This window comes from Clostridium sp. TF06-15AC, assembly GCF_003481165.1.
GTDB classification, from domain to species: Bacteria; Bacillota; Clostridia; order Lachnospirales; family Lachnospiraceae; genus Otoolea; species Otoolea fessa.
The window spans coordinates 39460-52428 of the sequence record NZ_QUKS01000003.1; the positions used below are offsets into that span (position 1 = coordinate 39460).

General features: G+C 45.2%; 17 protein-coding genes. All 17 read right to left on the reverse strand.

Annotated features, from left to right (window positions below; genetic code table 11):
- Entirely contained in the window at window positions 1-1245 is a 1245-nt protein-coding gene (locus DXC57_RS07585) for a hypothetical protein (RefSeq protein ID WP_118651914.1), read from the reverse strand.
- Between the two features lie 176 nt (window positions 1246-1421).
- Window positions 1422-1892 carry an XkdF-like putative serine protease domain-containing protein gene (locus DXC57_RS07590; protein ID WP_118651916.1) on the reverse strand — a complete coding sequence of 157 codons (471 nt, stop codon included), beginning with the start codon at window positions 1890-1892 and terminating at the stop codon, window positions 1422-1424.
- 15 nt (window positions 1893-1907) lie between these two features.
- Complete coding sequence (locus DXC57_RS07595; RefSeq protein WP_118651918.1) at window positions 1908-2867, reverse strand: phage minor head protein; 960 nt, start codon at window positions 2865-2867, stop codon at window positions 1908-1910.
- Window positions 2868-2869: 2 nt separating this feature from the next.
- The gene (locus tag DXC57_RS07600; RefSeq protein WP_118651920.1) at window positions 2870-4267 is read right to left on the reverse strand and encodes a hypothetical protein; all 1398 of its coding nucleotides are present in this window, start codon (window positions 4265-4267) and stop codon (window positions 2870-2872) included.
- A gap of 10 nt (window positions 4268-4277) precedes the next feature.
- Window positions 4278-5723: a phage terminase large subunit gene (gene terL, locus DXC57_RS07605; RefSeq protein ID WP_118651922.1), complete on the reverse strand. Its 1446-nt coding sequence runs from the start codon at window positions 5721-5723 to the stop codon at window positions 4278-4280.
- Window positions 5716-6174 carry a hypothetical protein gene (locus DXC57_RS07610; protein ID WP_118651924.1) on the reverse strand — a complete coding sequence of 153 codons (459 nt, stop codon included), beginning with the start codon at window positions 6172-6174 and terminating at the stop codon, window positions 5716-5718. Before DXC57_RS07610 ends, terL begins: the two co-directional genes overlap by 8 nt.
- Before the next feature lie 36 nt (window positions 6175-6210).
- Window positions 6211-7173 carry a radical SAM protein gene (locus DXC57_RS07615; RefSeq protein WP_118651926.1) on the reverse strand — a complete coding sequence of 321 codons (963 nt, stop codon included), beginning with the start codon at window positions 7171-7173 and terminating at the stop codon, window positions 6211-6213.
- A gap of 3 nt (window positions 7174-7176) precedes the next feature.
- The gene (locus DXC57_RS07620; RefSeq protein ID WP_177957866.1) at window positions 7177-8043 is read right to left on the reverse strand and encodes a hypothetical protein; all 867 of its coding nucleotides are present in this window, start codon (window positions 8041-8043) and stop codon (window positions 7177-7179) included.
- The gene (locus DXC57_RS07625; RefSeq protein ID WP_118651930.1) at window positions 8033-8788 is read right to left on the reverse strand and encodes a ParB N-terminal domain-containing protein; all 756 of its coding nucleotides are present in this window, start codon (window positions 8786-8788) and stop codon (window positions 8033-8035) included. Before DXC57_RS07625 ends, DXC57_RS07620 begins: the two co-directional genes overlap by 11 nt.
- 291 nt (window positions 8789-9079) lie before the next feature.
- The gene (locus DXC57_RS07630) at window positions 9080-9682 is read right to left on the reverse strand and encodes a hypothetical protein (RefSeq protein ID WP_118651932.1); all 603 of its coding nucleotides are present in this window, start codon (window positions 9680-9682) and stop codon (window positions 9080-9082) included.
- A gap of 119 nt (window positions 9683-9801) precedes the next feature.
- Window positions 9802-10080: a hypothetical protein gene (locus DXC57_RS07635; protein WP_118651934.1), complete on the reverse strand. Its 279-nt coding sequence runs from the start codon at window positions 10078-10080 to the stop codon at window positions 9802-9804.
- Between the two features lie 35 nt (window positions 10081-10115).
- Window positions 10116-10442 carry a hypothetical protein gene (locus DXC57_RS07640; RefSeq protein ID WP_118651936.1) on the reverse strand — a complete coding sequence of 109 codons (327 nt, stop codon included), beginning with the start codon at window positions 10440-10442 and terminating at the stop codon, window positions 10116-10118.
- Between the two features lie 2 nt (window positions 10443-10444).
- Window positions 10445-11101, reverse strand: coding sequence for a hypothetical protein (locus tag DXC57_RS07645; RefSeq protein WP_118651938.1), 657 nt, complete (start codon window positions 11099-11101; stop codon window positions 10445-10447).
- A gap of 34 nt (window positions 11102-11135) precedes the next feature.
- Window positions 11136-11561: a RusA family crossover junction endodeoxyribonuclease gene (locus DXC57_RS07650; RefSeq protein ID WP_243101377.1), complete on the reverse strand. Its 426-nt coding sequence runs from the start codon at window positions 11559-11561 to the stop codon at window positions 11136-11138.
- 45 nt (window positions 11562-11606) lie between these two features.
- The gene (locus DXC57_RS07655; protein ID WP_118651942.1) at window positions 11607-11915 is read right to left on the reverse strand and encodes a hypothetical protein; all 309 of its coding nucleotides are present in this window, start codon (window positions 11913-11915) and stop codon (window positions 11607-11609) included.
- The gene (locus DXC57_RS15485) at window positions 11912-12085 is read right to left on the reverse strand and encodes a hypothetical protein (protein ID WP_182436956.1); all 174 of its coding nucleotides are present in this window, start codon (window positions 12083-12085) and stop codon (window positions 11912-11914) included. The genes DXC57_RS07655 and DXC57_RS15485 overlap by 4 nt, the downstream gene beginning before the upstream one ends.
- Window positions 12086-12088: 3 nt before the next feature.
- Entirely contained in the window at window positions 12089-12964 is an 876-nt protein-coding gene (locus DXC57_RS07660; RefSeq protein ID WP_243101382.1) for an ATP-binding protein, read from the reverse strand.
- Between the last annotated feature and the right edge of the window lie 5 nt (window positions 12965-12969).

The following is a 12969-nucleotide window of genomic DNA, read 5'->3' on the forward strand; positions in this document are numbered from 1 at the left end:
TTACTCCTCCTTTTCACATTCTGCTGCAAGTTCCGGGTCATTCTGGAATACTTCATCAAGTGCCTGCGCCTTTGTCACATTCTTTGATTTCATAATCTCTGCCGCCTGGGTTTCTGCCTTTAACCATGCTGCGCCATCTGTTGTGCCAGCTCCACCGGATTTACCGATTTCAGTAAAAGCACCGGACTTCTCAACGGCTGCAACCGCTCCATCGAGTACAGCAATCATATCTGTATATGCTGTGCCTCCTGCGGCTTTCAGACTTTTGAGTACCGGTACAAGCTCTTCTTTCTTCTTTCCGATGATTTCATACTTTTTGGCAACGTCCTCAAGCTCACGCTCCTCTGTTGCCTCTCTGAACTTCTTTAAGTTCTCAAGTTCCGCTCTTACTGCCGGATGCATACCCTTGTAGATATCTTCTCCGCCATCTGTTCCCTGCGCCGGTGTATTGGATTTACCGACCTCTGTTGCCGGTATTCCCTCCGGATTCTGCGCCAGTGGAGTTACGCCCTCTGCTCCTGCGGCTACCTCCTCTTCGCCGTAACGCTTCTCAATGGACTGTAAGAAAGCCAGTTCTGCAGGTGTAAGTTTGCTCTTGTCAATTTTCATTTCTTCTGCTCCTTTCGCATCGTTCTGATTTTTGTTCTGGTCCTTTTTCTTTGGTTCTCCGGTTCCAGGCTCATCCTGCGCCTTTTCTGCTTTTTCGATGGTATCATCCAATCTCTTGCGGATGGATTTCATCATCGCCAGGTCTGATGCCGTAACCTCCTCTTTCTTCACAATGTTGGTTGCCTTACCACTGGACCACTGCGAGATTGCATCTTTTGTAAACTCGCAAAACTCGTCAAGGCTTTCCTGCATTGCTGTTGCTGCACTGGTTCCATCCATTTCCTCATCATTCAGAATGGAACACAGAGAAGATTGGAGGGCGTAACAGATATCCCAGATTTCATCTGCGATTTTTCGGTTTTTTACTTCGGCAATTCTTTCTCCGAAGCTCTCCGAACTCTTCTGAATATCATCTATCACGCTTTCCAGCTCCGATGTATCCGGTTCACTTCCTGCGGCTTTTGTAATCGCCGTAATCAGGCGTTTCCAGATATTCGGTTTCTTCTCTGCACCCTCATCATGTGGCGGCTCCACACCGTCCTTGCTCTTAAACAATCGGATGTGTGCCTCTGGATTGGCTCCATCGTCCACAAAATCAACTTTTGTGATTTTGAGGTTTTTCAATTTTGTTGCCATCGCTCTGCTCCTTTCTTAAAAATTCTTTATAATGCAAGAAAAGCACCCTCCCGGATGCCTCCCTGTATTACCGCTATTATTTTTCATCAAAATATTTTCTCGTGACTGTGCTTAGGGATATTAACAGCACCCCAACAGCCACACCGAAAAGGAAATCCCTATTCCTGCAAGTATTGTCATTCTTCCTCAACCTCCACTCGCTCTGCTTCTCCCTCAATGGAGAACATCGGGTATTCGCCGCTTTTGACCTTTTCCCAGACATCCTCATCAAGCACCTTGAAGCCAATCCACCATCCGACAGGCAACGTGCCCTCCGGGATTCCCATTGCTTTCATTTTCTCCTCGGTAAATACCACCGATTCGATAAGGACTGCGGCTCCGCCTCTTTCGTGCATCTCTCCGCCCTCCCGGTACAGTTCTGCGAACTTGTAAGCAGCACTTTCAAGTTCCTCCGGTTCGATGATGTCCTCCTGGTAATCTTCTATCAATTCCCCATCTGCGGTGATGGATACATTCGCCCATCCAAACGCCAGCATCTTATCATCATCAGATTTTGCAATCTTGAACCGCCCTTTCTGCACTGCCGGTTTCTTCTTTCCGACTCCATCTTCTGTTGATTTCTTTATCAGCTCCGAAAACTTCTGCATGATTCCTCGCCTCCTCTACTTTTTATTTTTATCAGGTGTGACCTCTATGTACTCAATAGCGCACGCACATCTCGGATGCGCTGGTGGTGTGAGGTCGGTTGTAACTTTGGTTCCTATTCCCTTGAAAGAAAATTCCTCATCCATGCCAATTTCCACACCCTCCAAAGAACTACACAAAGAGCACACCATATCATCGCCTGATGTGCTCCATCTCTTTATGACCTCGCCTATAAGTTTCTGTTCCTGCGCCTGTCGCACGCTCTCATCAGCTCCCTTGTTGTAAGCGTATGCCATTTCCGTTTGTGCAATATTGTCCGCCCTCTGCCGGTGCTGACGTTCTGCATACTTCATTGCGGCTGTCCTGGCTTTCTTCTGGATGCTTTCTGCTTTCATCCTCGGATGCTGTTCTCTCAAAGTTTTGACCATATTTTCGTAATATTTGAGATTTGCCTGCGCCTGCGGCTTCGTCAGCCCAATACAGGGGCGAATCATCTTTGCCAGTTCATCAACCGAATGTCTTTCCCGAACTGTCCTTTCCAGGAATACCTTGATTGCCTCTTTCTGCGTATCAGTGCATTGTGTCACAAGCTCGGCCCCTCTTTCCTGTATCCATCCAAGAACCTGCTTCGTTGAAAAAATATAATCCATATCTGCAAGAGCCTGGATTATTGGCTGGCTTGTGGAACCGGCTATAATCGCATTCTGCCACATACCGTTGAGTTTTCCCTGCACCAATAAAGAATAGTCCTGCATCCATTCATCGGCTGTCTTTTCGTCCAGCTCTCCATCAAGCACTGCCTGTCTTAATTCCTGATACGTGATGGCATTGGACTGGTCTTTCCAGAATCCGCATAACAGCTCAACCGGTTCTGAACTGGCTGTTTTCAGATAATCCTCCAACTTTTTCAGGATTTCCGCACCGTTACCGGCTCTGGCTTTTCTGAACCTCTTCCCAGGTCTTATCAATATTGCCATGATTAGTACCTCCCTAGCCGCCGTTTGGCAGCTTCAGTAATGTCACTGGGTATTTCTCCATCGCCATCCTTTGGCTCTTTCCCTGCCGCCGTTGCGCTTTCTGGCGGTTGGTTCTGCGTCTGTTGCGTTGCTCTTACCTCATCAGGTGTTCTTGTGTCAGATGTTCTCTCCGGTAAATGCCCCACCTGTCTGATGTAATCTTCCAAACCATCATCGGGAACCAGTACACCGATACCGGTCATATCTTTGATAAATGCAGAAACTTTCGTGATGTCTGCATCCTCAATATCCCCATGCGTCATTTTGGGATAATCTGTGATGCCCTTGAAATGCTCTCCGTTAATATCAATCAAAGCCGGGATTGCCTGGCTGTTGAATGTTTCGCAGATAATATCAAGAAATGCTCCACACGCCATTGAGAACAGCTCCGTTTTATCGGAACTCAGCGCCCAACTGCCGTTTTGCTCATGCCCCAAAAATATAAAATCCGCCAGTACCGTCATTGCAATACGGTTATCATAGCGGTTGATGATTGCGTTTGTATCGAATTGTCGGCTGCCTCCGGTACTTAATAGTTCCAGTTTATAGCCATCTGGAAGAACAACGCCCTCCATCTCATCCCTGCGGATGTTCCTAACCTGCGTCTGTAATCCGTTCAGGATTTCTTGCGCCTGCTCATCGTCAGGATTCCAGATATCTAAATCTGACGGTCCATATATTACCGGAAGTCCTGCAAGGTCACGTTCAATACCGATGCCCTCAACCTCCTGTATTCTTCTCTTGAAATACCAGGAACGGTACGCATTACGCAAAATAGACCTGCCCTCCGGGTTGTCCTTTCGGCTCTTGGTTCGGAAAAGCAATGCCTTTTCAATCGGAATCGTGTACAGGTTGTAAGATGGAGGCGGCATCTGCGTCATTCCTTTCAGATTGTCCTCATCGTCATACTCCCATTGGTAAAGGGTTTCCTGCGCTCGTATCGGAAGTTTTCTCCATCCGATAAGCCCATCTGCATATTTACTTCGTGTTCTACCGTCTTTTGTCCTCCCCATTCTTCGTTTGTAAACAATCTCGTGATAGCTCCATCCGAATGTGAGGAATGACAAGATTTCTGATATGGTGTCAATCCATGTGTTCTGCATATCATTCATGCAGCTTTCGACAAACTCTGCCGCATCAATATCTGCCTGGCTATCTCCTCCAGGTTCCACGTTCCAATCAGTCTGTCGAACCAACATCTCGATAGCAAAAAGGATAGCGCCTACAACATCGTCATTTTCAGACATTTCTCTGTAAGCCTCTATCCCTCGTTTTCCTCTAAGCTCATGCAGGAACTCTTCGTAAATCACTCCACCATATCGCCTTTGTCCTATTCGTCCAATTTCTTTGTTATCGGCCATCTTTACCACCTCACTTTCGCCAGTAACTTTCTTTGCTCAATCCTCCATCTGTCGGAGGTGCGGAATATGTATTTCCGCTTTCAAGTTCTGTAAACGCCGAACTGCTCGCATCCACCATATCCTTGAACTTGCTTTCCGGGAAACTCTCAACCTGGTTGAAATACATCTCATTCCAGGGAGCTATCAGCACATCAACGTTGCCTTTATCCATTCCCTCAAGTCCTAACCACTGTGCAGAAAACGGCTCTGCTCTTGTAACCTTATCCCCGGATTCAGGGATGCACTTAACAGTAAAACCGGCTAAGAATTTTAAGAAACTCTGCGCCTGGTCCTTTCCTGCCTGTCCTGGGTCTTGCGGAAGTCTTGTGAAAACTCTTTTGTGCTTTGCCCTATCGGTAATGCAGGTCTGCTTTATTATCTCCCGGACATCTGCCGAGCTAAGTCTTTTATTGATAACATCGGCAATGATATAACGTCCGTTCCTCCTCTTGCCAATAAGAACACCGGCTGTATATGCCGGGTCGCCCTTTTCATCCTCGGATGTGGCTGCAAGGTCCCATCCTCTCGCCCACTTGATAACGTCTGTCGGTAATTCTTCCAGCATATTTACCTTTGTGCGGCGGAACATCAAGCCTGCGGCTGCCTTAATCTTCCAGTTGCCTCGGAGAAGCCTTTCTCTCTCAACCTCCGTCAATGCTAACAGGTTGGCTTTGTATCCTGGGTTTTCTTTCATCAAGATTTTGTTATCATCCAACGTGGACATAATGAATGTGACAGATTTCGGCATTGTTTCTGCCTCTTCCTCGCCTATATTGGCATCAAGGGCAATCTGTACAGCCTCTTTCCTTGTGGCAGCCCACATAACAGTTTCGTTAATGCGGACGAACCATCTCTTCTTGCCGGAACGTTCCTTTATCGGATAGCCGGTGTCCTGGTCTATCCACCATGAAATAAAATCAGCAACCCACGAATCCGCATCTGGATTGCAAGTTGCTCTCATGTATGGCTTTACTCCGCAAACACTACGGTTTCGGGATAGCATATAAAAAAATTGTTTCTCGGAAAAATGGGTAAGCTCATCAAATCCTATCATGGTTATCTGCGAACCTTGCCATTTCTGCAAATCATCATCTCGGTTGATATAGTCAAATGCAACTGTCATACCGTTTTTGAACTTCCACATACCTGCGCTGTATCTTCCATCGGCTCCCTTTATATCTCCATATACGTCATTGCTCGTATCCCACAAGCCGCCCTGGTTGAATATCTGCTTATATTCGTGTCGGAATATTACAGCACCAAACCGTTTGTTGTTCTTATACCTCAAAGGCTCAATCAGCAATCCGTATGACTTTCCGCCTCCTGCGGCTCCACCGTAAATAGCAATATCTGCTGTTGTTGAAAGGAATTTTTCTTGCGGTCCTTTCTGCGGCCGTATGACTTTGATATTACTCATCGTCCTCGCCCTCCTTTTCTGGCAGATATATTTCTACTGGCGTTCCACCGGTCATGCCTCCATCCTCTTCGGCTTTCTTTGCCTCTCTGTCCTGTTTCTTCCGGTATGCAAATTCTTTTTCTTGTAGCTGTTGCGTTGGGTTCTGCCCTGCGGTATCTCTTAGGAACTTTGCAGCATTTACATTTCCATTCGCCGCCTGCACCAACATTGCCGCCATCACTCCCATACTGTAGTCCATATCCTCTTCGTCAATCCCTAAAGCTGTGAGCGTGGCTTTCATGGTCGATTGCTTATTCGATACCGGCATATTCAACAGCATTTCGGCTGCCTTTCGCATATCCCTTTTCTTACGCCTCGCTGCCCCGGATGCTTTACCTCCTGCTGTGGCGATTTTTCTTTGCTCGCTCTTTGTTCGGCGGTTCATAGGTATCAGATTTTCGTCATTTGCCAATGCCACCACCTCGCTTCGTTCTCAACTCCGATAAAATTAAATAAAGCAAGCGTCCTTTCTCGCCTGCTCCATCTTTTTGACCTCCAGATTAGGGGCTGTCATTCTACAAGGTATGTCGCACATTGACATATCCGTTACCGCCGCCATTTTCTTTGCCAGAATATCTTCGTCCATGATATGACCTATAATCTGATACGGCTTATGACAGCAGTACATGACTTCGCCTTTTTCATTTAAAGCCATCTGCGCCCAGCTTGCGGTGCATCTCTCTTCCTGCCTGTCGAGTAATCCCCATTTGAAATTGAGCGTCACCCTTTCATCATCCATCGCCATATCCGATACGATTTTCTTTATTTCCTCCGCATCTCTCTTTTTCCTCTCATCCCTGTAGTAACTTCCTGCGGTGCTTTCCACTGGTCTGAAAACCATGTAGTCAACGTCCAGGTCCTTATTTGCATCGTAAAATCTCTTTACATCCTCCGGCTCTTTTACAAGCTGTTGGATTCCAAGAGATGTGCCAGGACTGTTTTCTTTTTTCCATGCTGCATACGCTTTTATGTTCTCCCGGACTGTTTCATATGCCGCCACGCCTCGCAACTGCTCATAGCTTTCATTGCTGTACGCATCAAGGGACACTTTCAAGTAATTCGGTTTGACCTTTACCAGCTTATTGAAATTCGTATTTATTCCCCACTGGAAATTGTTCTCGGTAAGCCATCCTGCAATCTTTTCAAAATCAGGATTGATGGTCGGCTCTCCTCCACCGGTCAGTATAAATCCCTGTACACCCATAACTGCCAGTCTTTTTGCGTATGTGATAAAATCCTCATATCTCATTGCCTGCGCCCCTGTATCCAGCTCCCACCGTCCGTAGGTGCAATAGGGACATCTGTTATTGCAATAATTTGTGAGGAATATATCTGCTGTTATGGGTTTCTTTTCCCCTGCAATCCTGTCTATATGGCTTAGCATCTTTTCGCCTGTTATGTTTTTCTCCATTTTCTAGGTATCCTCCTTTCTCTCTTTCCTCCACTTTTCATTCAGGATTTTCGGGGCTGTGTGTTCCCAGTTTATCCTGTGGTGTATTCTCTTGTGCGTGGTATACATCATGCTGACTTTTACAGCGCTCGGCATACTCATAATCGCATAAAAGGTTTTTAGGTACGTGCCGCCCTCCTTATACGCATCTGTCATTCCTCCCGACAGGCTTTGGGTTGGCAACTGTACCACGCAATATTGTGTATTTGAAAAGAACAGGTGTCCCCGGCTGCTCAATGTTGTATATGTCACAACATCTTCGTTCATGGTTCCCCTGTACTCTATCGGCGTATCTGTCTTGCAAAAGAAACTGTTCATCGCCTTTCGTAATAATCCTTTGTGGAAGTTTCCTCCGTCTACTCCTCCAACGAAATCTCCTCCCTGGCAAAATGCCACTGTATCAGCTCCCGACACCTCCAGGAACTGAATCATATCTTCAAACACTCTGTCAAAATCATGCGATGGCTTATATTTCAGCTTTCCATCTTCCTCGTACCGGTAATCAATGCTTTTGTAATCATCATCCAGCATCAAGAAGTATTTCAGCCCCAGTTCTTCCGCAATCCTCCAACATTCATTGCGAGCATAAATGATTGCCCTGTGGTCGTTGAAATTATCCATCGTATCTGCCCGGTCATATGCTGCCTGCTTATCAAATATAATCACTCGGTCTGCCCCGAAGTTCTTTTTATATTCTTCTGCCTGCTCGTCCTCATCATCTATGATGAAATATATCTTACCGGTATATCCTGCCTTTTTAATTGCAGGAACCGTAACCACATTATCGGCTCGCCCATGTGTCAGTATGAAAACTGCGAAATCATTCCTCATCGGCTTCGCCCTCCATAATGTCTGTGATGTCAGTTGCCAACTGCACATATCCGTTTGCTATGGCATCATTCACATCAATTATTACGAGTGCGGACTTTTCAAACAATTTCTGCACTTCCGGCTCTGCGTGTGCGTAATACTCTGCGATATTCCGGTAATTAAATACATTATGTCTGCGTGCCGCCTGTATCAGGAACTCCCTTATCTCCTCCGGGATGTCTGTGGCTTCAACTTCCTGTATCAGCTCATCCGCCTTGCTGCTATCCAGCATATCAGATATTTCCGGGCACTCTCCTGTAATTTCATACTGCGGTATTTTGACTTTCAGAGTGTACTTATCGTCCTGCATCTCCTCTCCCAGTTCATCCTCCCCAACAGAAAATCCGAACTGGCTCATATCAATGTTTATGATTCCCTGCATTTCTTTTCCCAGTAAGTCCTCGTCCCACTCTGCCAGCTCTGCGGTCTTGTTGTCTGCCAGCCGGAACGCCTTAATCTGCTCGTCCGATAAATCATCTGCACTGATACATGGTATGTCGGTGATTCCCAGCTTCTTTGCCGCTTTATATCGGGTGTGTCCTGCGACAATCACTCCATCTTTGTCAATGATAACTGGATTTTTGAATCCAAACTGCTGAATAGATGCTGCTACTGCATCCACCGCCATATCATTATGTCTTGGGTTGTTCTCATACGGTTTCAGTTCTCCAATCTTCCGCATGACAATTTCAATGCTGCTGTTCATTTATTGCCTCGCTCCTTTCATTTCCCCGGCTCCTGCGTCTGTTCATCCTCTGCGCTCCTCATTCCGGACAAAACAAAAAGCCATACCATGTTCAGATATGACTTTTCATGTTACTGATATTTAATTTTAGGAGCGTGGCAGGTATTTCTCCTGCCACACGAGAAAAAGAACGAGTACAGCAGCCACATTCTTTACAATCAAAACTTCTTCTGATTGCACCATACACTATATCATCGGTCGAATTGACGGTCAAAGGAAAAAAAACGGATTCAAAATAAACCGAACGGTTTTTTATTTATCCATCGGGTTCCCAAAATCATGCAAAATCATAGCATCTAAGCCGAAAAATAGCACCGTCAGGTCATTTCGCGCCTCTTTTGCATCTTTCTGGATTGTGGACAATTCCATGTTATAAAATTCCGCAATTTCCTTTGTGCTCTTCTTTTTCTCTCTGTCAAGGTACATCATCTGAATGACTTTCCATCTGCGCTGTATAATCTCATTCGATGAGGTTTCGCACTCTCTCTGGTACACTTCCAGCATCCGGTCTACGTGTGCAAGCATAAATTTTACTGCATTGATTCCCTTTAACTGCCTATGTAACGTTTTATCTTCATCAAAGATTCTGAATCCGTACAGAACATCCATATTTACGATGCTCTCATCCACCTGCTCTGCCTCATCAATAGTGCAGACTGCCTTTTCTGCATAGTCTTTCAGCTTCGTGTAATTCTCTAACAGCTTTTTGGTATTATACAGGAGGGTTTTCTTTTCCTGCGCAATACTCTTTTTTCTTGCCTTTTCGCTTCTCTCAACTGCTTTATCGGCAGCCTCCTCACAGAGTGCTTTTATTTCCTCTTTCGTGAGTGATACTCTTCTTTCTGCTTTTCCCACTTTCTCTGACCTCCTACAATTACAGATTGACTTTTCGGAATTGTCATAATAAAATGACAGTAGTTTTTGTGTTTTATGAGCCGATTGTCAATCATCGTATTGCAAGAGGCTCTATTTTTTTATTTTCTGCGGAACATATTAGCAACCGGGCAAGTGGCAAAATGTGAAATGTACCCTACGCCGGTGGCATCCTGCGTCCCAGGCTGTACAATTTCCGCGCTTACCGTTTCACCGTTCGGTGTGACGATTCTCTCTTTTCCTTTTCCCTCTTTCGGAACCCGGTATGTTATCAGCCTTGCGTTTACTGGCATATTCTTACCGTTTATGGTCTTAATCCATAATATCTGCTGGCGGCATTTTGCACAGGTTCCAAAATTTCCACGATTCGCCTTTTTCATCCTTTATCGCCTCCTTTCCAAGGCTTGAATCTTGATTATTCACTTTCTTTGCTCAAACCCTCTGTTGCTTTCCTTACCTTTTCGACCTCTTCCAGTTCAGGAAATTCAATGGTTTTGCTTAATGCTTTTACTGCCAATGCGCAACCGTTTTTCTTTTCCACCTGGTCTGCCAGGTATCTCAACGCAATTACCAACAGAGTTGCATCCGCTTTGGAATATGGCTGTACCGCTCCGATAATTTTATTGGAGTAATACTGTAACCCCTGAATGACCATCTTTGCCGATTCTTCTCTTTTTCCATCTGCAAGGATTTCCTGTGCTCTGATAATAAAGCTATGCATTCTCTTTTCTCTCTTGAACATCTCTATTCCTCCATCGGGTCATCGTATGGGTAATCATCATCGCCCTCGCTGAATGGTAATGGCATACCACTATCGTCTGTGCTATCGTAATCGCCGCTAGGAACGTCGGTATCTGTTTCCTCATCCACATTATCGGGTACGGTCATCATACCGTCTGATTCGCCGTCCTGCTCTTCCTCCTGCGGCTCTTCTGATTCCTCATTCGCCTGATTGTCCGGTAGGAAGTATGTAGGCTGTCCCTCAACGGCTGGTGTTTCACTATCCACAATATCTGCATCGTTCTCTGCCTGCTGCTCCATATCGAAAATGTTCATCTGTCCTCCGGTAGAAACATATTTCAGCACATATCGTTTCAGCTTTTCATCATATACCAGGCACATTCCTGTATCTCTCTTACCGTCCGCACTGTCCTTTACCGGCACAACGGTGGAAATCTTATGCTTGATAAGAGGCTTTTTGATTCTTACCGTTGTTCCATCTTCCTGCGGTACGAAATCCTCATTCAGTTCGATGCTGATTTTGAGGTCGATACTTCCCTCGTCCATATCAGACTGTTCCATCTTTCTGAATAACTTCTGCATCATCAGATTGAATGTTTCTCTTGCCGCCTGGAATGTATCGCTTTCCAGTGTCATTTCCTCGTAATTTAAAATACTCATTTTGTTTGAATCCTCCTATGTTTTATTTGAAAATCTATTCCACTGCCCGGATGAATACGTCCACCCTTGGTGTATCAGAATAGAACTTTCGCACCTGCGTATCTACAATCGCATTATCGTCATACCACGCTACGCCATTCAACGCGTCATATATGAGCTTTGCCACATTATCAAGGTCCGGCTTCACTGTTGGTCTGATTCTATGCTCAAGCATTTCTTTCCGCCGCTTCTTTGAGGTTGATTGTGGTATCGGATAATATGCTATGATGCGAATATCAAGAGGCTCCTTTTCCTTAAATCTCCTGCCTCTGGCAACTTCCAGGAAACACTCTGCAACCTCTTTTTCATGCTGTGTTGTCTTTTTTGGCGTGTAAGTCTTTGTATATGTACCCATTCTGGCGAATTTTGGTCGCTGTTTTCCGAACGGATTTCCAGGTACTGTAAATTTGATTGATTTCATATCGCCAGCCTCCGTTATTTCCAGTATCATTGATTCATCGCCTTTCTAATCTTCAAAAATATAGAACAGTGAACCCTCCATTGTGTAACCAAAGCAAAGGTTTCCATCATCGCAAATCAAGGCAAGCTCCAACTGCGACAGATTTGTGTTATTCTTAATGACTGCATAGGTTGAATGATTATATCCGGCCGTTCTTTTTAATACGATGTCATAATCATCCGGGTTTTCCACTTCATATCTTGAAATTTTGTACTTTTCACAAAGTTCTTTGTAAATTTCACGATTGATACTGGCTTTTTCCGATTCGTTTCCTGTAAACGCCCACTCCCGATATATCTTTTTCTCTAAGCTCATGACTTTTCCTCCTCTTTCTCTCTGTATATTTTCAAGGTGTAATCATAAGATTTCCCTGATTTTCTAGGGATTCTGCCCGGTCCTACTGTGTATCCGTTTTTTACCAGGATTCCAGTCATGATTGACCGGTCCTCCACTGTTGAACAAATCAACTCCGCTACTTTTTCCATCGCTTAATCCTCCAATAATCTCTTTCGCATCTCATCGTATCTATCCGCCGCCTGGTTCATCCTCCAGGATGCCCCGGCTACTCTGTGCGGAAAACACATCGCAAAAATTCTGTCATATATCCTTTTGTATCTCGTATCCATGTTTTCTTTCATATCCGTCAACATCAAATTAGTTGTCAGAATCAGCGGCTTTCCTGCGAGGTATCTGCTGTCTATCACGTTGTAAACCTTTTCCAGTCCATAATCCGTATTGCGCTCTGTTCCTAAATCATCGATGATAAGCAGCTTTGCATTGTTCAGCCTTGCTATCAGCTCTGATTCCTCCACCTGCTTGTCCTGTATCATCTGTAATATTTTTACAAATGATGTCATTATTACCGGTATTTTCTGATTCAGCAGTTCGTTTGCAATGCAAGCGGCAGCATAACTCTTGCCGGTTCCAACTGGACCATACAGAAGTAACCCCTGATTGTTCCTGTACATCTCGTCAAAATTCTGCACATAATTTCTGACTATCTTATAAAGCTGTGCATTATCTTTGTTCTGCTGAAATGTGGCAAGGTTGGCGTTTTTCAATCTGTTCTCAATAAGACTTGCTGACCGCAGGCGTTCCATGCGCTGTAATTCCTGTCTGGCCTCTTCCTGCTTCTTTCTATCCTCTTCTGCCTTTGCCTCGCATTTACAGATACAAGGAACCGTAATGGTTGCCCCATCACCGCCGGGGATTTTTACTCTGGTCTGTCTTTTCCCTCTGCATTTTCCGCAATGGATAAGACCGTCCTCGATATAATCTCCCTCGCGCATCATTTCCTGCTGTGTTCCTTTTTCTCTTGCAATCCTCTCTGCAAATCCTGTGAACAATTCTGCTGTTCCCTCCATCTGCT

Coding starts and splice junctions, on each gene's coding strand:
- DXC57_RS07640 (WP_118651936.1), bottom strand. CDS start 10,442: ATGTTCAAGAGAGAAAAGAGAATGCATAGCTTTATTATCAGAGCACAG.
- DXC57_RS07635 (WP_118651934.1), bottom strand. CDS start 10,080: ATGAAAAAGGCGAATCGTGGAAATTTTGGAACCTGTGCAAAATGCCGC.
- DXC57_RS07590 (WP_118651916.1), bottom strand. CDS start 1,892: ATGCAGAAGTTTTCGGAGCTGATAAAGAAATCAACAGAAGATGGAGTC.
- DXC57_RS07645 (WP_118651938.1), bottom strand. CDS start 11,101: ATGAGTATTTTAAATTACGAGGAAATGACACTGGAAAGCGATACATTC.
- DXC57_RS07595 (WP_118651918.1), bottom strand. CDS start 2,867: ATGGCAATATTGATAAGACCTGGGAAGAGGTTCAGAAAAGCCAGAGCC.
- DXC57_RS15485 (WP_182436956.1), bottom strand. CDS start 12,085: ATGGAAAAAGTAGCGGAGTTGATTTGTTCAACAGTGGAGGACCGGTCA.
- DXC57_RS07585 (WP_118651914.1), bottom strand. CDS start 1,245: ATGGCAACAAAATTGAAAAACCTCAAAATCACAAAAGTTGATTTTGTG.
- DXC57_RS07615 (WP_118651926.1), bottom strand. CDS start 7,173: ATGGAGAAAAACATAACAGGCGAAAAGATGCTAAGCCATATAGACAGG.
- DXC57_RS07620 (WP_177957866.1), bottom strand. CDS start 8,043: ATGAGGAATGATTTCGCAGTTTTCATACTGACACATGGGCGAGCCGAT.
- DXC57_RS07600 (WP_118651920.1), bottom strand. CDS start 4,267: ATGGCCGATAACAAAGAAATTGGACGAATAGGACAAAGGCGATATGGT.
- DXC57_RS07650 (WP_243101377.1), bottom strand. CDS start 11,561: ATGAAATCAATCAAATTTACAGTACCTGGAAATCCGTTCGGAAAACAG.
- DXC57_RS07660 (WP_243101382.1), bottom strand. CDS start 12,964: ATGGAGGGAACAGCAGAATTGTTCACAGGATTTGCAGAGAGGATTGCA.
- DXC57_RS07625 (WP_118651930.1), bottom strand. CDS start 8,788: ATGAACAGCAGCATTGAAATTGTCATGCGGAAGATTGGAGAACTGAAA.
- terL (WP_118651922.1), bottom strand. CDS start 5,723: ATGAGTAATATCAAAGTCATACGGCCGCAGAAAGGACCGCAAGAAAAA.
- DXC57_RS07655 (WP_118651942.1), bottom strand. CDS start 11,915: ATGAGCTTAGAGAAAAAGATATATCGGGAGTGGGCGTTTACAGGAAAC.